Source organism: Agaribacter flavus (assembly GCF_042646125.1).
Lineage (GTDB): Bacteria > Pseudomonadota > Gammaproteobacteria > Enterobacterales > Alteromonadaceae > Glaciecola > Glaciecola flavus.
In genome coordinates this window covers 125,368-139,518 of sequence record NZ_JBHRSW010000007.1, presented here as the reverse complement: position 1 = coordinate 139,518, position 14,151 = coordinate 125,368, and the positions used below count along the sequence as shown (strand labels likewise).

General features: G+C 40.9%; 13 protein-coding genes. 8 read left to right on the top strand and 5 right to left on the bottom strand.

The genetic code is table 11. The features are described 5' to 3' along the window. Positions 1 to 380 precede the first annotated feature (380 nt). The 3 genes from ACFOHL_RS06370 (at position 381) to ACFOHL_RS06360 (ending at position 4,435) form a co-directional block, all read left to right on the top strand. On the top strand, positions 381 to 2,201 hold the full coding sequence (locus ACFOHL_RS06370; protein ID WP_376919373.1) for a sensor domain-containing diguanylate cyclase: 1,821 nt from the start codon (positions 381 to 383) through the stop codon (positions 2,199 to 2,201). 69 nt (positions 2,202 to 2,270) lie between these two features. Further along, entirely contained in the window at positions 2,271 to 3,155 is an 885-nt protein-coding gene (locus ACFOHL_RS06365) for an acyltransferase (protein ID WP_376919408.1), read from the top strand. Between the two features lie 26 nt (positions 3,156 to 3,181). After that, positions 3,182 to 4,435, top strand: a complete 1,254-nt coding sequence (locus ACFOHL_RS06360) for a mechanosensitive ion channel family protein (protein WP_376919372.1) — start codon at positions 3,182 to 3,184, stop codon at positions 4,433 to 4,435. Positions 4,436 to 4,484: 49 nt separating this feature from the next. Here the strand turns inward: ACFOHL_RS06360 and ACFOHL_RS06355 are convergent, their stop codons facing one another. Beyond that, positions 4,485 to 4,676 (bottom strand): hypothetical protein, encoded by a 192-nt coding sequence (locus tag ACFOHL_RS06355; RefSeq protein ID WP_376919371.1) that lies wholly within the window; start codon positions 4,674 to 4,676, stop codon positions 4,485 to 4,487. Between the two features lie 370 nt (positions 4,677 to 5,046). Here ACFOHL_RS06355 and ACFOHL_RS06350 point away from each other — a divergent pair, with 370 nt between their 5' ends. After that, a complete protein-coding gene (locus ACFOHL_RS06350) occupies positions 5,047 to 5,844 on the top strand; it encodes a DUF2884 family protein (RefSeq protein ID WP_376919370.1) in 798 nt (265 codons plus the stop codon). A 20-nt stretch (positions 5,845 to 5,864) separates the two neighbouring features. Next, positions 5,865 to 6,710, top strand: coding sequence for an NAD-dependent epimerase/dehydratase family protein (locus ACFOHL_RS06345; RefSeq protein WP_376919369.1), 846 nt, complete (start codon positions 5,865 to 5,867; stop codon positions 6,708 to 6,710). Here ACFOHL_RS06345 and ACFOHL_RS06340 read toward each other — a convergent pair. From ACFOHL_RS06340 to ACFOHL_RS06330, 3 genes are all read right to left on the bottom strand, one after another. Next, positions 6,707 to 8,128, bottom strand: a complete 1,422-nt coding sequence (locus ACFOHL_RS06340) for a sodium-dependent transporter (protein ID WP_376919368.1) — start codon at positions 8,126 to 8,128, stop codon at positions 6,707 to 6,709. The two genes, ACFOHL_RS06345 and ACFOHL_RS06340, sit on opposite strands and share 4 nt — an antisense overlap. Positions 8,129 to 8,400: 272 nt before the next feature. Then, the gene (locus ACFOHL_RS06335; protein WP_376919367.1) at positions 8,401 to 9,132 is read right to left on the bottom strand and encodes an SDR family NAD(P)-dependent oxidoreductase; all 732 of its coding nucleotides are present in this window, start codon (positions 9,130 to 9,132) and stop codon (positions 8,401 to 8,403) included. After that, a complete protein-coding gene (locus ACFOHL_RS06330) occupies positions 9,129 to 9,521 on the bottom strand; it encodes a thiol-disulfide oxidoreductase DCC family protein (RefSeq protein ID WP_376919366.1) in 393 nt (130 codons plus the stop codon). Before ACFOHL_RS06330 ends, ACFOHL_RS06335 begins: the two co-directional genes overlap by 4 nt. 305 nt (positions 9,522 to 9,826) lie before the next feature. Here ACFOHL_RS06330 and msrA point away from each other — a divergent pair, with 305 nt between their 5' ends. Beyond that, entirely contained in the window at positions 9,827 to 10,363 is a 537-nt protein-coding gene (msrA, locus tag ACFOHL_RS06325; protein ID WP_376919365.1) for a peptide-methionine (S)-S-oxide reductase MsrA, read from the top strand. A 57-nt stretch (positions 10,364 to 10,420) separates the two neighbouring features. Here the strand turns inward: msrA and ACFOHL_RS06320 are convergent, their stop codons facing one another. Further along, the gene (locus ACFOHL_RS06320) at positions 10,421 to 11,521 is read right to left on the bottom strand and encodes a hypothetical protein (RefSeq protein WP_376919364.1); all 1,101 of its coding nucleotides are present in this window, start codon (positions 11,519 to 11,521) and stop codon (positions 10,421 to 10,423) included. A gap of 98 nt (positions 11,522 to 11,619) precedes the next feature. Here ACFOHL_RS06320 and ACFOHL_RS06315 point away from each other — a divergent pair, with 98 nt between their 5' ends. Beyond that, positions 11,620 to 13,503 (top strand): alkaline phosphatase D family protein, encoded by a 1,884-nt coding sequence (locus tag ACFOHL_RS06315; protein WP_376919363.1) that lies wholly within the window; start codon positions 11,620 to 11,622, stop codon positions 13,501 to 13,503. 6 nt (positions 13,504 to 13,509) lie between these two features. Further along, on the top strand, positions 13,510 to 14,031 hold the full coding sequence (gene fldB, locus ACFOHL_RS06310; RefSeq protein WP_376919362.1) for a flavodoxin FldB: 522 nt from the start codon (positions 13,510 to 13,512) through the stop codon (positions 14,029 to 14,031). The last annotated feature ends 120 nt before the right edge of the window (positions 14,032 to 14,151 follow it).

Here is a 14,151-nt window from a genome sequence, read left to right as displayed (position 1 = left end):
ACTAAACGACTGTAGAAAATGGAATTCTGTGTGAAGACTAGCGAATGAGTGTTGTAAAAACTTCAAACTTGTACAGAGACATACAAAAATGTCTGTTGTTGTGCTTGCTGACCATCGTCTCCACGCTTTTTTTCTCGTACAACTTATACGGGGAAGCGACACTGTTATTTGGCAGTGTTTTCGTCATTTTATCTTTACAAGTACTACCTCTACGTTATTCATTTATCGTTTTAATTGCCTCATTGTTTGCGCTATTACAATCGAATCAGCCGTCGTTTTTGATCATTTTTCATGCCCTAGAATATTTCGTGATCGCAGGCCTACTGTATAAACGAGTCTTCATAATTTTTGCTGCTTTTATACATTGGTTCTGTATCGGCATGCCTCTGCTGTTCCTATTTTTGTCTATCGCAACTGAACAATTGAGTGCAATTAACGCCATTATTACAATAAACACCGGCCTAAACGGACTATTAAATGCCGCGACTGCGGTCAGTATTTTGATTTTTGTCCCTAAAAAATACCAGTACGACAAGTTATCAAACGAACAACACAAATTAGCTTCAAATATATTCTCGCTTTGTGCTTCAATATTGACTTTACCGCTACTGATTCTCTCATTTGTTTACATTGAAAGTGCTACCGAGGACGATCAAATTACGCTAAAAAGTGAATTGGTATCTAGTAGCTCAGTAGTTTCTCAAATGACAGAAAGCTTTTTACAAACGCACAAACAAGTCATTGAGTATCATGCGCAGTTAGTAAGTTTGGGGGTGCCGTCACAGACAATTAATCAATCAATGGTTTTATCTCAGATAAATTATCCGGCATTTTTTAATATTACCACGGTCGATAGCGACGGGAACTTGTTGTATTTTGCGCCTGAAAACCTCAATGAAAGCGTCAATAGACTGCCTCAATCCTTAAAAAACATTGCTGATAGGCAGTACTTTATCGACGCAAAATTTGGCAGAGAAACGTCAATTTCCGAGGCGATATTGAGTAAAGGCATCGTTGTTGAACCGATGATATCTATAGCTTCCCCGACTTTCCAAAATGACGTTTTTTCGGGCATTGTTTTTGGCGCAATAAATTTAGCGGCAATTAACGAACTTAAAAATAACATTGAACAGTTAACCGAGCAGCCACGACTTGTCATTGTAGACTCAAAGGGTAAAACATTGTTTATCAATGGAGACTTTGAATTATCGCTACTGGAACAGTTCACGCCATTAATCTCTCCTCACTACATAAGCAAGGGCTTATTAGTCGTAAAAATGGATGGACAAAACTATTTTATCAACAAGACAATAAACCGATTCGGCTGGCAGATATATGTGTTGGATGATTTAGGTACTTATGCAAATCACTTAAAAACCAAGTACTTTCGTATTGGTATTGCAATCATCCTAGTAATTTCACTTTTTCTACTCTTTGCCTACAACCTGTCTACACGAATCACCGCGCCACTTGTTGAGCTACTCAACCCTGAAACGCAGGAAAAACCGGCAGAGCACTCAATATTGAGCGCAAGCAAAGAGTTTTCTGACGTTGCCAATAAACTAAAGCGTACACAGTTTTTGATGCAGAGCTTTGAAGATCGTCTAAAGCAGCAAGTGACCGAAAAAACCGTTCAACTCGAGCAACTAAATCTACAGTTAGCGGCACAAGCTCGTGAAGATGGTATGACTCAATTGCTCAACCGCAGTGGGTTCGAAGAATTAGCCTTAAATGCGATTAAAACCAGTTATCGTTTGGGCTTACCTTTTAGTTTGGCATTACTAGACATCGACTATTTCAAACAGATTAACGATACTTATGGTCATCCGTTTGGCGACAAATGCTTACAGGCTTTTTCAGCATTAATGCAACGAAATTGTAAACGGGATACTGATATTATAGGTCGTTATGGTGGCGAGGAATTCATTATTCTGATGAGTGGTAAGGACGTTGAGTCACATCATAAAATGATGCAGTCAATTCACGAGCAAACTGCCTTGCTCAAATTACATTCAGCCAGTGGCGAAGAGGTCACATTTACTGTCAGTATTGGCGTCTGTAGTATTCTCGGGAATGTCAATTTGACACTCCATGACATTGTTGAGCTGGCGGACGAACAACTGTACAAATGCAAAAGAGCCGGTCGTAATCGGGTTTCGGTAGTAAACTATGGCTTTAAGTCCGAAGATCCAAGTGAATAGAGGCTGGGCAAAAATAGCTTACTAAGGTCAATAGACCCTAGTAAATAAGCACAAGGAGCATCATTGAGTATGTGGGGTATTAAGTCTTTGTTTATTTTTCCAATTCATCTGCTTCTGCAACTTAGCAATATGAGTTTTTGGGGAATATTGGTTATTATACTTGGCTTTTTTAAACTGCTCCTGCCAATAAAGTCGCTTCAACCGACAATACTCAGCGTTATGCATTACTTTTATATGAGTTTTAGTGTGATTAGTGTCGCATTGATCAAAATATTCAACAAACCCGAATTAAATATCACGATTGATCGAGCACTTTCTGAGAATAAATGGTACCTAATTATCGCTAACCACATCAGTTATCTAGACATTATCTTGTTAATAAACTTCTGTAATAAACGCATCCCTCCTCCAAAGTTCTTCCTGAAAAAAGAACTAATTTGGCTTCCTATCGTTGGTTTAGCTGCTTGGGCCATGGATATGCCTTTTATGCAGAGATATAGCAAAAAATTTTTAGCACAGCACCCTCATTTGAAGGGCAAAGACATTGAGACCACGCGCCGTTCTTGCCAAAAGTATATAAATCAACCCACTACCGTTATCAATTTTGTAGAAGGCACGCGTTTTACAAGTAAAAAGCAAATCAGCAGCGGCAGTTCCTATACACATTTACTGCGTCCTAAAGCGGGAGGTATTGCATTTACCCTCGCTTCAATGGGAGAACTTTTTAGTGAAGTCCTCGATATTACCCTAGCCTACCCCAACACCAAGCACCCCATGATGGACATGCTAGGGGGTAGAATGAACAAAATAGTGATTGATGTGAAAACAATCCCAGTGCATAACAAGATCATTGGTGATTACTTTGAAAACGAGACCTTCAAGAAAAATTTCCAATTATGGCTTAATGAACGCTGGCAAGAAAAAGACCAACGTATCAGACAGTGGCTAAATTAAGCAGCACTAGCGGAACAAAAATAGATATGACGACAAGTACGCCAATTTTCTCTAAGTACATATTAAGCTTACTCGATTTACTCGATTTGAGTAAATATTCACTTGACTCTGCCCCATATCAGTTAATGAGTTTCTCTCTATTAATACTGGGGAGTATCATTATGTGGGCAGGAGTAAGGATTCTATTTTTATGGAAAATAACACGAATCGTTAGCCTGACAAAAACTGACTGGGATGACTACTTGTTACAGGTTGGCTTTTTTCGCCGATTAGCCCATCTTTTTCCTGGACTATTTTTGTATTACGCAAATGAAACTGTCAACTCAATGTCGAGTATTTCATATGCCTTAATCCACTTCAGTGCCAGCTTATACTTGATTGCAACAAGCTTTTTAGTACTGCAAGCTTTAATTAGTGGTATCGACAAAATATACCAAGCGTCGACATTCGCCAAAAAAGCGCCCATTACGGGTTTTGTGCAAGTTACTCGCTTACTCGTAACTATCGTCACTATATTTCTCATTATTTCGCTGCTAATTGGTCAGAGTCCTATCTATTTGTTGTCTGGACTGACCGCCATCGCTGCCGTTTTGTTGCTGATTTTTAAAGACACAATCTTAGGTTTTGTTGCAGGGATTCAAATCGCCGCAAATAGGATGTTTAATGAGGGGGACTGGATAGAAATCCCGAAATACGGTGTTGATGGCGACATAGAAGAAATCGGTTTAACAGTAGTAAAAGTACAAAATTGGGACAAGACTATCGCCACTATCCCGACATATGCATTAACGGCAGAGCCAGTAAAAAATTGGCAAGGCATGAAAAAAGCAGGAGGAAGGCGTATAAAACGTGCCATCAATATCGACATGGATAGCATTAGCTTTGCAACTCAATCAGATATAGAAGCATGGTCAAAATTTATATTGCTCGAGACTTATTTAAAAGACAAAACAAAACAGTTAGCCGACAATGTCAAACAAACGGAGTCCCAGAATAAAGATCTCATTAATACGCGCAAGCTAACCAACGTCGGCACTTTTCGCGCGTATATCGAAAATTATCTAAAGGAACACTCACTCATCAACCAGCAACTAACTTGTATGGTTCGTCAACTTAAACCGAGTGAAATTGGGTTGCCAATAGAAATTTATTGTTTTACAAAGACAACAGAGTGGATTGAATATGAACAAACACAAGCAGACATTTTTGACCATATATTGTCTTTAGCCCCTATATTTGGACTAAGCGTGTATCAAAGAATAGGTAACCACAGCAAGTGACTCCCTATCTTGTCAAAAAAATGAAGGGGTAGAATATAGCCCTTATAAATTATGCAAGTGCGTAAGCCATTACTGCAGTAATCACTAAACCTGTTACGCCAAAAAATCCATATTCTACACGCTCTTGCATGGCGGCAGCACCTTGCTTATTCGAAATAACACTCATAACAATACAACTTAACCCCAATATAAGCGCCAAAAACAAAACGCCCAATTTTAATGTGTTTAGAATGTCGTTCATAAAATACCTTATTCAATATTCGAGATGCGGTGAGATTCTATTAGACGTTCAGCGACGACAAAGCAGAATCACGCCCATATATTTTAAAGCTTTTCTAGGGTCTGTTGGCCTTTGGTGTACAGACCCTAGTGAGTATTATACGCAAAGTTTTGACTGTCTCCATGCTTCTACTGTCTTTTTTTAGATAATATGATCTTAGTCAAATTAACTAAATAATAAAAAAACTCACTATTTTTATCGTCAAAGTAGTAAATATATAAAAGAAGACAAGCGTAAGTAACTGATTTAAATAACGATAATTATTGGCTTAGTGATTGCTTTACATCCAAACATATAACATTGCGTATCAAGCCATAAAGGATCAAGATTCATGAAAAAATGTATATTCATTATTACAACACTGCTAAGTACCGCTAGCTTACATGCAAATGCTCATGACTTTAATAGCATCGGCAATAAGTGCGATATTAATTTTGAAGGAGAAGTACGCATCACCAATGGGCAAATTGCAATCCAACATGGGGAAAGTCAAACGCTCATCATCGAAAAGTCTGGGGAAGTACACCAAACAGGGCATTCACTAGATTTGAACAGCCAACAAAAAGATATTGCAAGCCGTTATTACAAACAAATTAACCAAGCAGTACCGCAAGCCGTTTCTCTCGCTGAAGATGCCGTTGAGATTGCCAATACAGCTTTAACAAAAGTATTTACCGGCTTTTTCGGAGACGATAGCCAGTTTGTCAAATCAATGAATGACAGTATTTTAGCCATTGAAAAAGAAGTGAAATCCGCAATATTCCCTGAAGATGGCGTGATTGTGTTTGGTAAGAGTGTTTTCACAGATGGCGGCAACGTTTCTGGTACCTTAGGCAAACAAATTGAAGATACTGTTGAAGCTTTGATCTCAGAAGGCATGGGGGAGATCTTTATGGCGCTTGGTCGGAGCATGCTGAATGGTGACGGTAATTTCTCTGACTTTGAAGCTAGAATGGAAAAGTTGGGTGCAGATATTGAATCGGAAGTAGAAACACAAGCCGCGAGCCTAGAACATAGTGCCAAGGCGTTTTGCGATTCACTCGTCGAACTAGACAAAACAGAAACGCAATTGCAAACTATTGAAGCATTTAAAAATATCGATATGATTAACGTCAAACAACGCACATAATCCAAAAATCTAGAGTGTAAATGAGAGTTACTATAATTGGCCTTGGTTGGTTGGGACATTCCTTAGCGCTTCGTCTGTCCCAACAAGGCGCTGATATTGTCGGCACTGTTAGACAAACAGAAAAACAGAAGCACCTAAATAGTAATGGTATTTGTACTCATTTATTCGACTGTTATCAGAGGATTGACAAGGCAACAGCAAATGCCTTGTTTTCTCAAAGGCATATTGTGATTAACATTGCTGCTGGCAGACGCAATATTGAACCTAAACGATACTTTGACGCCATCAAGTCACTGATTGACACAGCTAAAACTGAAGGTTGCAATAAGATACTGTTTGTCAGTACAAGCTCAGTTTTTGCTGAAGGTGCGGGTGTAGTGACGAACGACACACCCACTTCCCCAGAAACAGCGTCAGGGCAAGTCCATGCTGATATAGAAACTTATCTACTTTCTAGCTATTCACAAGCTACCGTCTTGCGCCTAGCAGGTTTAGTTGGACCTAACCCAGAAGTTGGCTATCGTCACCCCATATATTCACTGTCAAAGCGTAAATCCTTAGCAAACCCGCACGCGCCAGTAAACTTGGTGCATAAAGCCGACGTTATCGCAGCAATCCAATCTATTCTGATGAACAACTTTGATCGTCAGGTGTTTAACCTGTGCAGCCAAATACACCCCAGCAGGCAAGAGTATTATAGTTGGTGTGCACTAAAACTAGGCCTGCCTCTCCTAAATTTCGAGACAAAAACTACGGCCCAAAGCACAACGCAGCTTACCAAAACCAAAACAATTGAAGTTAAAGGCACACTCAAAGCATTGGGTATTGCGCTGCAATACCCCTCCCCTTTTGATATGTTACCTTAACCAACGATTGACACACCAAAGTATTTAAGTGCCACTGTATTCAAGAATATTGCTGCAAGAATAATAGGGATAAAGGTACCTAGTGAAAAGTCGACGTATTTTTGTACCCAAGTGTCTTTATATCCTTTGCTCCCCAGCGTCACTTCATCATTAAATTGTTTTTTGCGCCAACGGTAACTGACAAACAAACATATCAACAAACCATTTAAGGGTAGGATTGTGTCGTAAAACACATCATATACTAGATCAAAGAACGACTTATCGGCACCCGCATACACCATAAATTTAGTAAAAAACTCAACAAAGCCAAAGGACAGAGCACAAAATACTGAAAGCACAATAAGTAATACACCACAGATAATCAGTGAAGTTCTTCTTGTTACTTTTTTCTCACTCATCAGCGATGCCACAGGCACTTCAAATATAGACACTAAAGAGGTAATGGCTGCAAAAAATACTAACAAAAAGAAAATACTCGCGATTGCACTTGCTCCCACATAGCCCACTGAATTTTGCATTTCTAGAAAAATCTGAGGTAAGTAGGAAAAGATCATTGAGATAGAGCTTTCACTCAAAGAAGCCGTATCCACGCTAGGATTAAACGAAAATATAGCAGGCAATATCATCAGGCCAGCGGTAAACGCAACCGCTGTGTCAGTCAGTGCTACTAGTTTTGCCGACTGAGGTAAATCTGCTTTCTTATCGATATAACTACCGTAGGTTATCATTATGCCCATTCCTAAGGACAGCGAAAAGAAGGCTTGTGACAACGCACCATTTACCACACCAGCATCGATTTTTGAAAAATCAGGGACGAGATAAAACGTAACACCGGCCATGGCATTGTCGCGAGTCAGCACAAAAACAACCAACGCTAACAACATAATAAACAAAGCTGGCATTAATATTTTGGCGGCTTTCTCTATCCCCTGCTTTACGCCGCCTTGAAGAATAAAGTACACAATTAGCAGTACCCCAACCATGTAAGCGAACAAAGAATACGATGTGATGAAGGAGCCGAAGGTTTCAGGTTCGGCAAGCTTGTCCAGATTGCCTATCAGCGATTCGAGCAAATAACCAAAAATCCACACGGTAATCACTGAATAAAACACCGCTATCATAAAAGGGGTAACAATGGATAACCATCCTGCAAAGCGCCACCCGCAGCTGCCACCACTTAAGCTTGTGTATGCCCCTAGAGGATCCTTTTGACTGGCTCGACCCGCGGTCATTTCTGCCACCATAACAGGCAAACAAATAAAGCATACAAACAAGGCATACATAACTAAAAATGCACCGCCTCCATTTTTAGCCGCTCCTACAGGAAAACCGACCAAATTCCCTATACCCACTGCAGAACCTGCTGCCGCTAAAATAAAGCCCAACTTAGAGCCAAACTGTTCTCTACCACCTGCCATCAGCCATCCTTATTTATTATTTTTTTAACTTATATTGCCTTCACCTGTAAATCTGCCATTAACAAAGTCGTCATAAACCCTTCCATGGGGACTCCTAAAAGGCTTCCTTGCCTTTCAGGCTTTGTTAATGCCAGAATTACAGGTGAAGGAACTGTAAGCGTTTTGAATTTTTATTTATTTCAATGTGATGGTAGCAAGCATCTATACAAATGTCTGCCCCTCAATTTGAGCATGTAACACTAGCTTCAAAAAGTATGTTGAATATCCTAGCCTTACCAAGGAATAGGCTTTCCAGCCCAATCCAAAAAGTAAGGAGAATCTTCAAGCTCAAGTGCTTGTGTGAGCGCAACAAGTTGGTTTGCGGTAAATGCAGGGGTAAAAAGCTTCTCTGGTTTGACTCTTGATTGAAAGGGTTTTGATAGACCCGTATCAACCGTTCCAGGATGATAGCTTAGTAGTCGTGTATTCGGGCTGCGTCTGGCGTATTCTACGGCAGCACTTTTAATCACCATATTTAAGGCAGCTTTGGAACTTCTGTAGCCATACCAACCACCTAAATGATTGTCTTCAATACTGCCTACTCTGGCAGTAATTAGCGCGATTACCGCATAGTCTTTGTGCATGACGTTCACAAGATGCTTCAGCCAGAGTGAGGGCAACACGGTGTTAATTCGAAAATACTCCAAAAACTGTACCTCATGCATATCTTCCAGTCTTTTTTCAGGTTTAAGTTTACCGTCTCCACCAGTGTGCAAAACACCTGTGCAAATATAGACAGCATGAAATCGCTCCCCCATGCCTTTTATCTGTTGAATAAAACTAGCGATTGCTTCTTCGTTACTGTCAAGCGCAATATGCGTTACCCGTGTATCAGTATGATGAAGCTTTTTTTGACGCGATACTGCATTAATCGCGGTATAGCTAGGATCTTTTGATAAATTGTCGACTACTGCGCGGCCAATACCACCACTTGCACCTACCACTAAAACACGTTTTTGACTCATTTCAATTTGATCTCGCAGTTATCTTCACAACGTTTTTTGCCTGTTATCCAAAAAGAGAGCTTGTATCGATGCTTAGCGAACACCAGATAAGCTTTATCCGCGAACCAACGAAGTAGAGGCCACCGCAGCGGCGCATACAGCCACCCCACACCAACTAAACTCCACGCTTTGTGTGTCACATCCAAACCAATGTAAAGCTTGCCGTTTTCATCAATACCATGAATGCGTGCGTCAAGCTCATTAATGTCTAGGTCAGGAAATTTTCGGCTAAAATCACCTGCATGTATGTTTTCAAACTGCAGGTTATTTTCCTTGTCTTTTCGAATTAAATGCTGCATTTCTTTTACACACAGTGGGCATTTGCCATCATAAAAAATTGTAAAAGCCATATGCCCTTCCCTATTTATCTGAAATAACACTGTTCTTCGCAGCTAGATGATGCTAAAAATCACGGCGGGACATACTCGGTAGGTCACCCTCCTTTGTCGCAAATCCGCTGCGAGTATATCTATATACACTTTGATTTTTCATCCCTGAAAAATAAATTTTGCGACAAAGGAGGGTGACCTACCGAGTATATCCCGCCGTGCGCTTAACAAAGGTATATACTACAAATATTGTTAAACAGATGACTTGAAAATTGATATTGGTGTACACACTTCTGTAAGTAATATATTACAGGCAGGAAAACCCTATGTCAGAAGAGCGCATAACCCTAGCGGGCGGATGTTTTTGGTGTATCGAATCAGCATTTAACCAAATTGAAGGCGTGATCAGTGCTTTTTCTGGGTACGCTAATGGCGACACAGAGAACCCTACTTATGAAGCAGTTTGTACAGGTAATACTGGCCATGCTGAAGTTGTGCAAGTGAGTTTTGACACAAATATTATTTCGCGTAGAGAAATACTCGAAATTTTTTTTGCCTTGCATGACCCGACTCAACTCAACCGCCAAGGTAATGATATTGGCACGCAATACAGAGGAGGAATCTATTATACCTCAAATGAACAAAAAGAAGAGGCTGAAGCAATCTTGAAAGAAATGCGTGACGAAGAGATATACTTGGCACCCATCGTCACTGAAGTCAAAGCACTATCGTCTTATTTTCAGGCAGAGGACTATCACCAGGATTACTTTAACAATAATCCTGAAAATGTTTACTGCAACATGGTCGTTGCCCCAAAACTCGCAAAGTTCAAGAAAACCTTTGCGAAAAGACTTAAGGCATAAAGCGGCAAATGATAGGCTCAGTTTAACTTCTGCAGACTCTCATCTTATTCACAGACCCTAGTTAAACCAAGCATCATCAATTGCTAGCTGAAACAACAAGGGAGAAAATCTATCATAGGCGGTTTTGTCTTGGGGGCAGACGAGATTTTTGTGATAGTTTTCTTTCCACGGATCATTAACCAAATAAATCGTACCATCGGCAATGGCAACCCCCTCCAACGATGCGTTATCCATCAAATGAAAGGCAGCACAATTCTGACTGGTGTTTGACGGAGCAAAAAACTCAAGAGGGACGATTACTGTCTCCTTTTGCTTTTGGAGATCTATGATCCAAAGTTCATTGTCGTTTCTTGCCGCCGCGACTAAATAACCATCGCCATTTGAGCGATAAAACACATCCATACCGTTAATAGGGTGACTACCACTATCAAATGTTGGCAGTTTAAGCCCAGCATCCTTAACCCTTGCAAATAACAAGCTATCAAAAAAATCTGAAGACAGAGTAACACTGAATACGCGAGGTTGCCCCGCACCATCTTTTTCGAGACCCAACAACAGTTTTTTATCTTTGGTCAACGCTAGACCTTCAATTCCGTCATTTGGCAAATCAGCTAAGCCGTCATGTGTATCAAATTGAAGTGGTCTGACACCAATTACACGCAAAGCATCACCTTCCTGAACCAAGCGCACCAACAAAGTCGGGTAAGTGGTTGAATTTGAATCGCCATATTGACGCTGACATTCCCCACTCAACGGTTCGCCTCGGCTCGCATCTTCCGTTACCCAAATCCATGCATCGTCCAGATAAGGATCAGGTACTAATGCTTCATAATCTGGCTCTCCCGCCAAGTAGCTGTAAAAACATGAATTTTTAACGAACTCATCAAAAGCCATCCCTTCCGATTTGTTGATCACACGGGCGGAATTGGGATCGATCATATGCAGCCGTTTTATTTGACTCTCATCCGCGCTGGCATCGGAAACCGAATAAAGTACGCCATCCTTCATAACCAAGCCAGACGTCTGAGGATTGAGCATTGTGCTACCGTCTTTTTCGAGAATCCACTTTCCTTGTAGGGTATTGACTTGCGGCAGAGACGAGCACCCAAGGAGACTCATGATCATGCAGCACGCAAAGATTGATTTACTTTTATTCATTATTAAATCTAGCACCAGCACTTTTCTAATAGTCTCAGCATGTTATGCTATAACGCATAGATAACCAAGCCGTGAAATACAATTAATTGCCACTTCAAATGCAGTCTCTCCCCCTTATCATTGCCGGGCCAATATTAAGAGATACAACGGCGAGCAGCTTTAATGTTTGGCTGGTAAGTACACGAGCAATTCAGGCCAGTTTATTACTGTTTGACGAAGCACATGAATCTATCACACTCAAGTGCACAGAACAGCTTTCTTGGCCTATTGGAGAAGCCTGTTATATCCACCTATTTACCGCTGAACTAGGCAAAAACAAACTATGCGGTGGTAGTCGATATTATTACGACCTCAATATATCTGAACAAGGTGAGCTAAGCGCTTTACTGCCAGCGCTCACATACGAAAATCAAGGCTCAACTCTCCCTCGTTTTAGTTTTCTTTTCGCAAACAAGTTAACAAATGTCATTCATGGTTCGTGCAGAAAAGCTCACCACTATGCAAAAGACGCACTACCCCAACTCGCGAACTTAGTTTCTCCTACTCAAGCCAAACAGGATATTCCGGATCTCGTATTAATGACCGGTGACCAAGTCTATATTGATGATGTTGCCGGTCCAATGCTGCACGCCATTCAACAAACTATCACTTTGCTTGGACTATTTCATGAGGATATCTCAGGCAGTACGATAGCGTCATCTGCAGATCTTCTCGGTCACGCGCATTGTTTTTACGAACGCGCGTTGCTTTTGCCCAAAACCGAGGGAAACAAGGATTTGTCAAAAGCATTCTTTAAAGCCAAGCAAAAGCCGGTTTTTACCTCTGTTAATGCCGATAATCACCTGATCGCCTTAAATGAAATGTTAGCGCTGTATCTTTTGTCTTGGTCTTCTAGGCTGTGGTCATTCATTGATTTGCATCCACCACAATTAAAACCGGAGTATATAGAGCGCTACAACAAAGAAAAACAAAACATTGAAGCGTTCGTCGAAAGTTTACCTGCCGTCGAAAAGGCACTAGCACACGTGCCTGTTTACATGATATTTGATGACCACGATGTTACCGATGACTGGAATCTAACGCGCGGTTGGGAAGAACAAGTTTATGGCAACCCCTACTCACGACAAATCGTTGGCAACGCAATTTGCGCGTATTTTTTATGCCAAGGCATTGGCAACCCAAAGCAAAAACTAACGCCATTGATTGAGGCTGCAAACCAAACTTTTACTGAAGATGGAATAAAAAATCATCAAGCATTTTTGACGCAGCTCTTTGACTTTGACCAATGGCATTATAATTTGTCCACATCACCGCCTATCCATGTACTGGATACTCGCACACAGCGTTGGCGCAGCGAATCTAACCCAAACAAACCGTCTGGTCTAATGGACTGGGAGGGCTTATGCGAACTTCAGCAGAACATAATGGGTAAACAATCAGTGATTATGGTCTCAGCAGCACCAGTTTACGGTGTCAAGTTTATCGAAACGGTACAGCGTATTTTTACGGCATTTGGTGGCGCCTTAATGGTCGACGCCGAAAACTGGATGGCACACAAAGGTACAGCAAGTGTGATGCTGAATGTGTTTAGGCATATAAAAACTCCACCAAATTTCATTATTTTGTCAGGCGACGTACACTACTCTTTTGTATACGATGTGTCTTTGCGCTTTCGTCGGAACAGTCCTAAGATCGTGCAATTTACTTGCTCTGGCATTCACAACCAGTTCCCACAAAAACTTATTAATTTTTTCGACCGCTGCAACCGATTGTTATACGGGCATCGTTCACCTTTAAACTTTTTGACACAACGCAGAAACATGTCGGTCAAGCAACGCCAGCCAGAGAACCAGCATGGCGATGTTGTAAACGCTTGTGCCCTTGGTTTACTGCAGCTAAGCGAAGATGGCACCGAACAAACATGTAAATTAATTTGTGCTGATGGCAGCACGGTTGAATTTACTCAACAAACACAAGACTAAAATAACATGCGTATCGCGATTTTTTACGGCTCCACTACCTGCTATACAGAGATGGCGGGAGAGAAAATTCAAGAAACTCTGCATACTCTGACCGCGCAAACAATCCCTATGTTCAATATCAAAGATACCGCGCTAAAAAAGTGTGAAGAATTTGATTTCATTGTCTTTGGTATCTCAACTTGGGACTTTGGCGAGTTACAAGAAGACTGGGAATCAACCTGGGATGACATTCGTTCATTGCAGCTAACAGGCAAAAAAGTAGCGATTTATGGCCTTGGTGACCAACTGGGTTACGCTGATTGGTTTCAAGATGCTTTGGGTATGTTGCATGATGAAGTTGTCGCGCTGGACGCTGATATTATCGGCTATTGGCCTAACGAAGGTTACGAATTCGCTGCGTCAAAAGCCTTGACAGCAGACCAAACGTATTTTGTGGGTTTAAGTCTTGATGACGAAAACCAATTTGATTTGTCGCATGAGCGCATTCAACAATGGTGTACTCAGATTGTCGAAGAATACACGCAGTAGCTGTCTTTATATCTTTGTTGACTGAGAAAAATCAAAATTAGTGCAAAGTTTTTAACACTTAGCTCTATGCTTTTGTACCGGAATAGTTATACTATAAATATTATCGAATAGAAAAAAGAG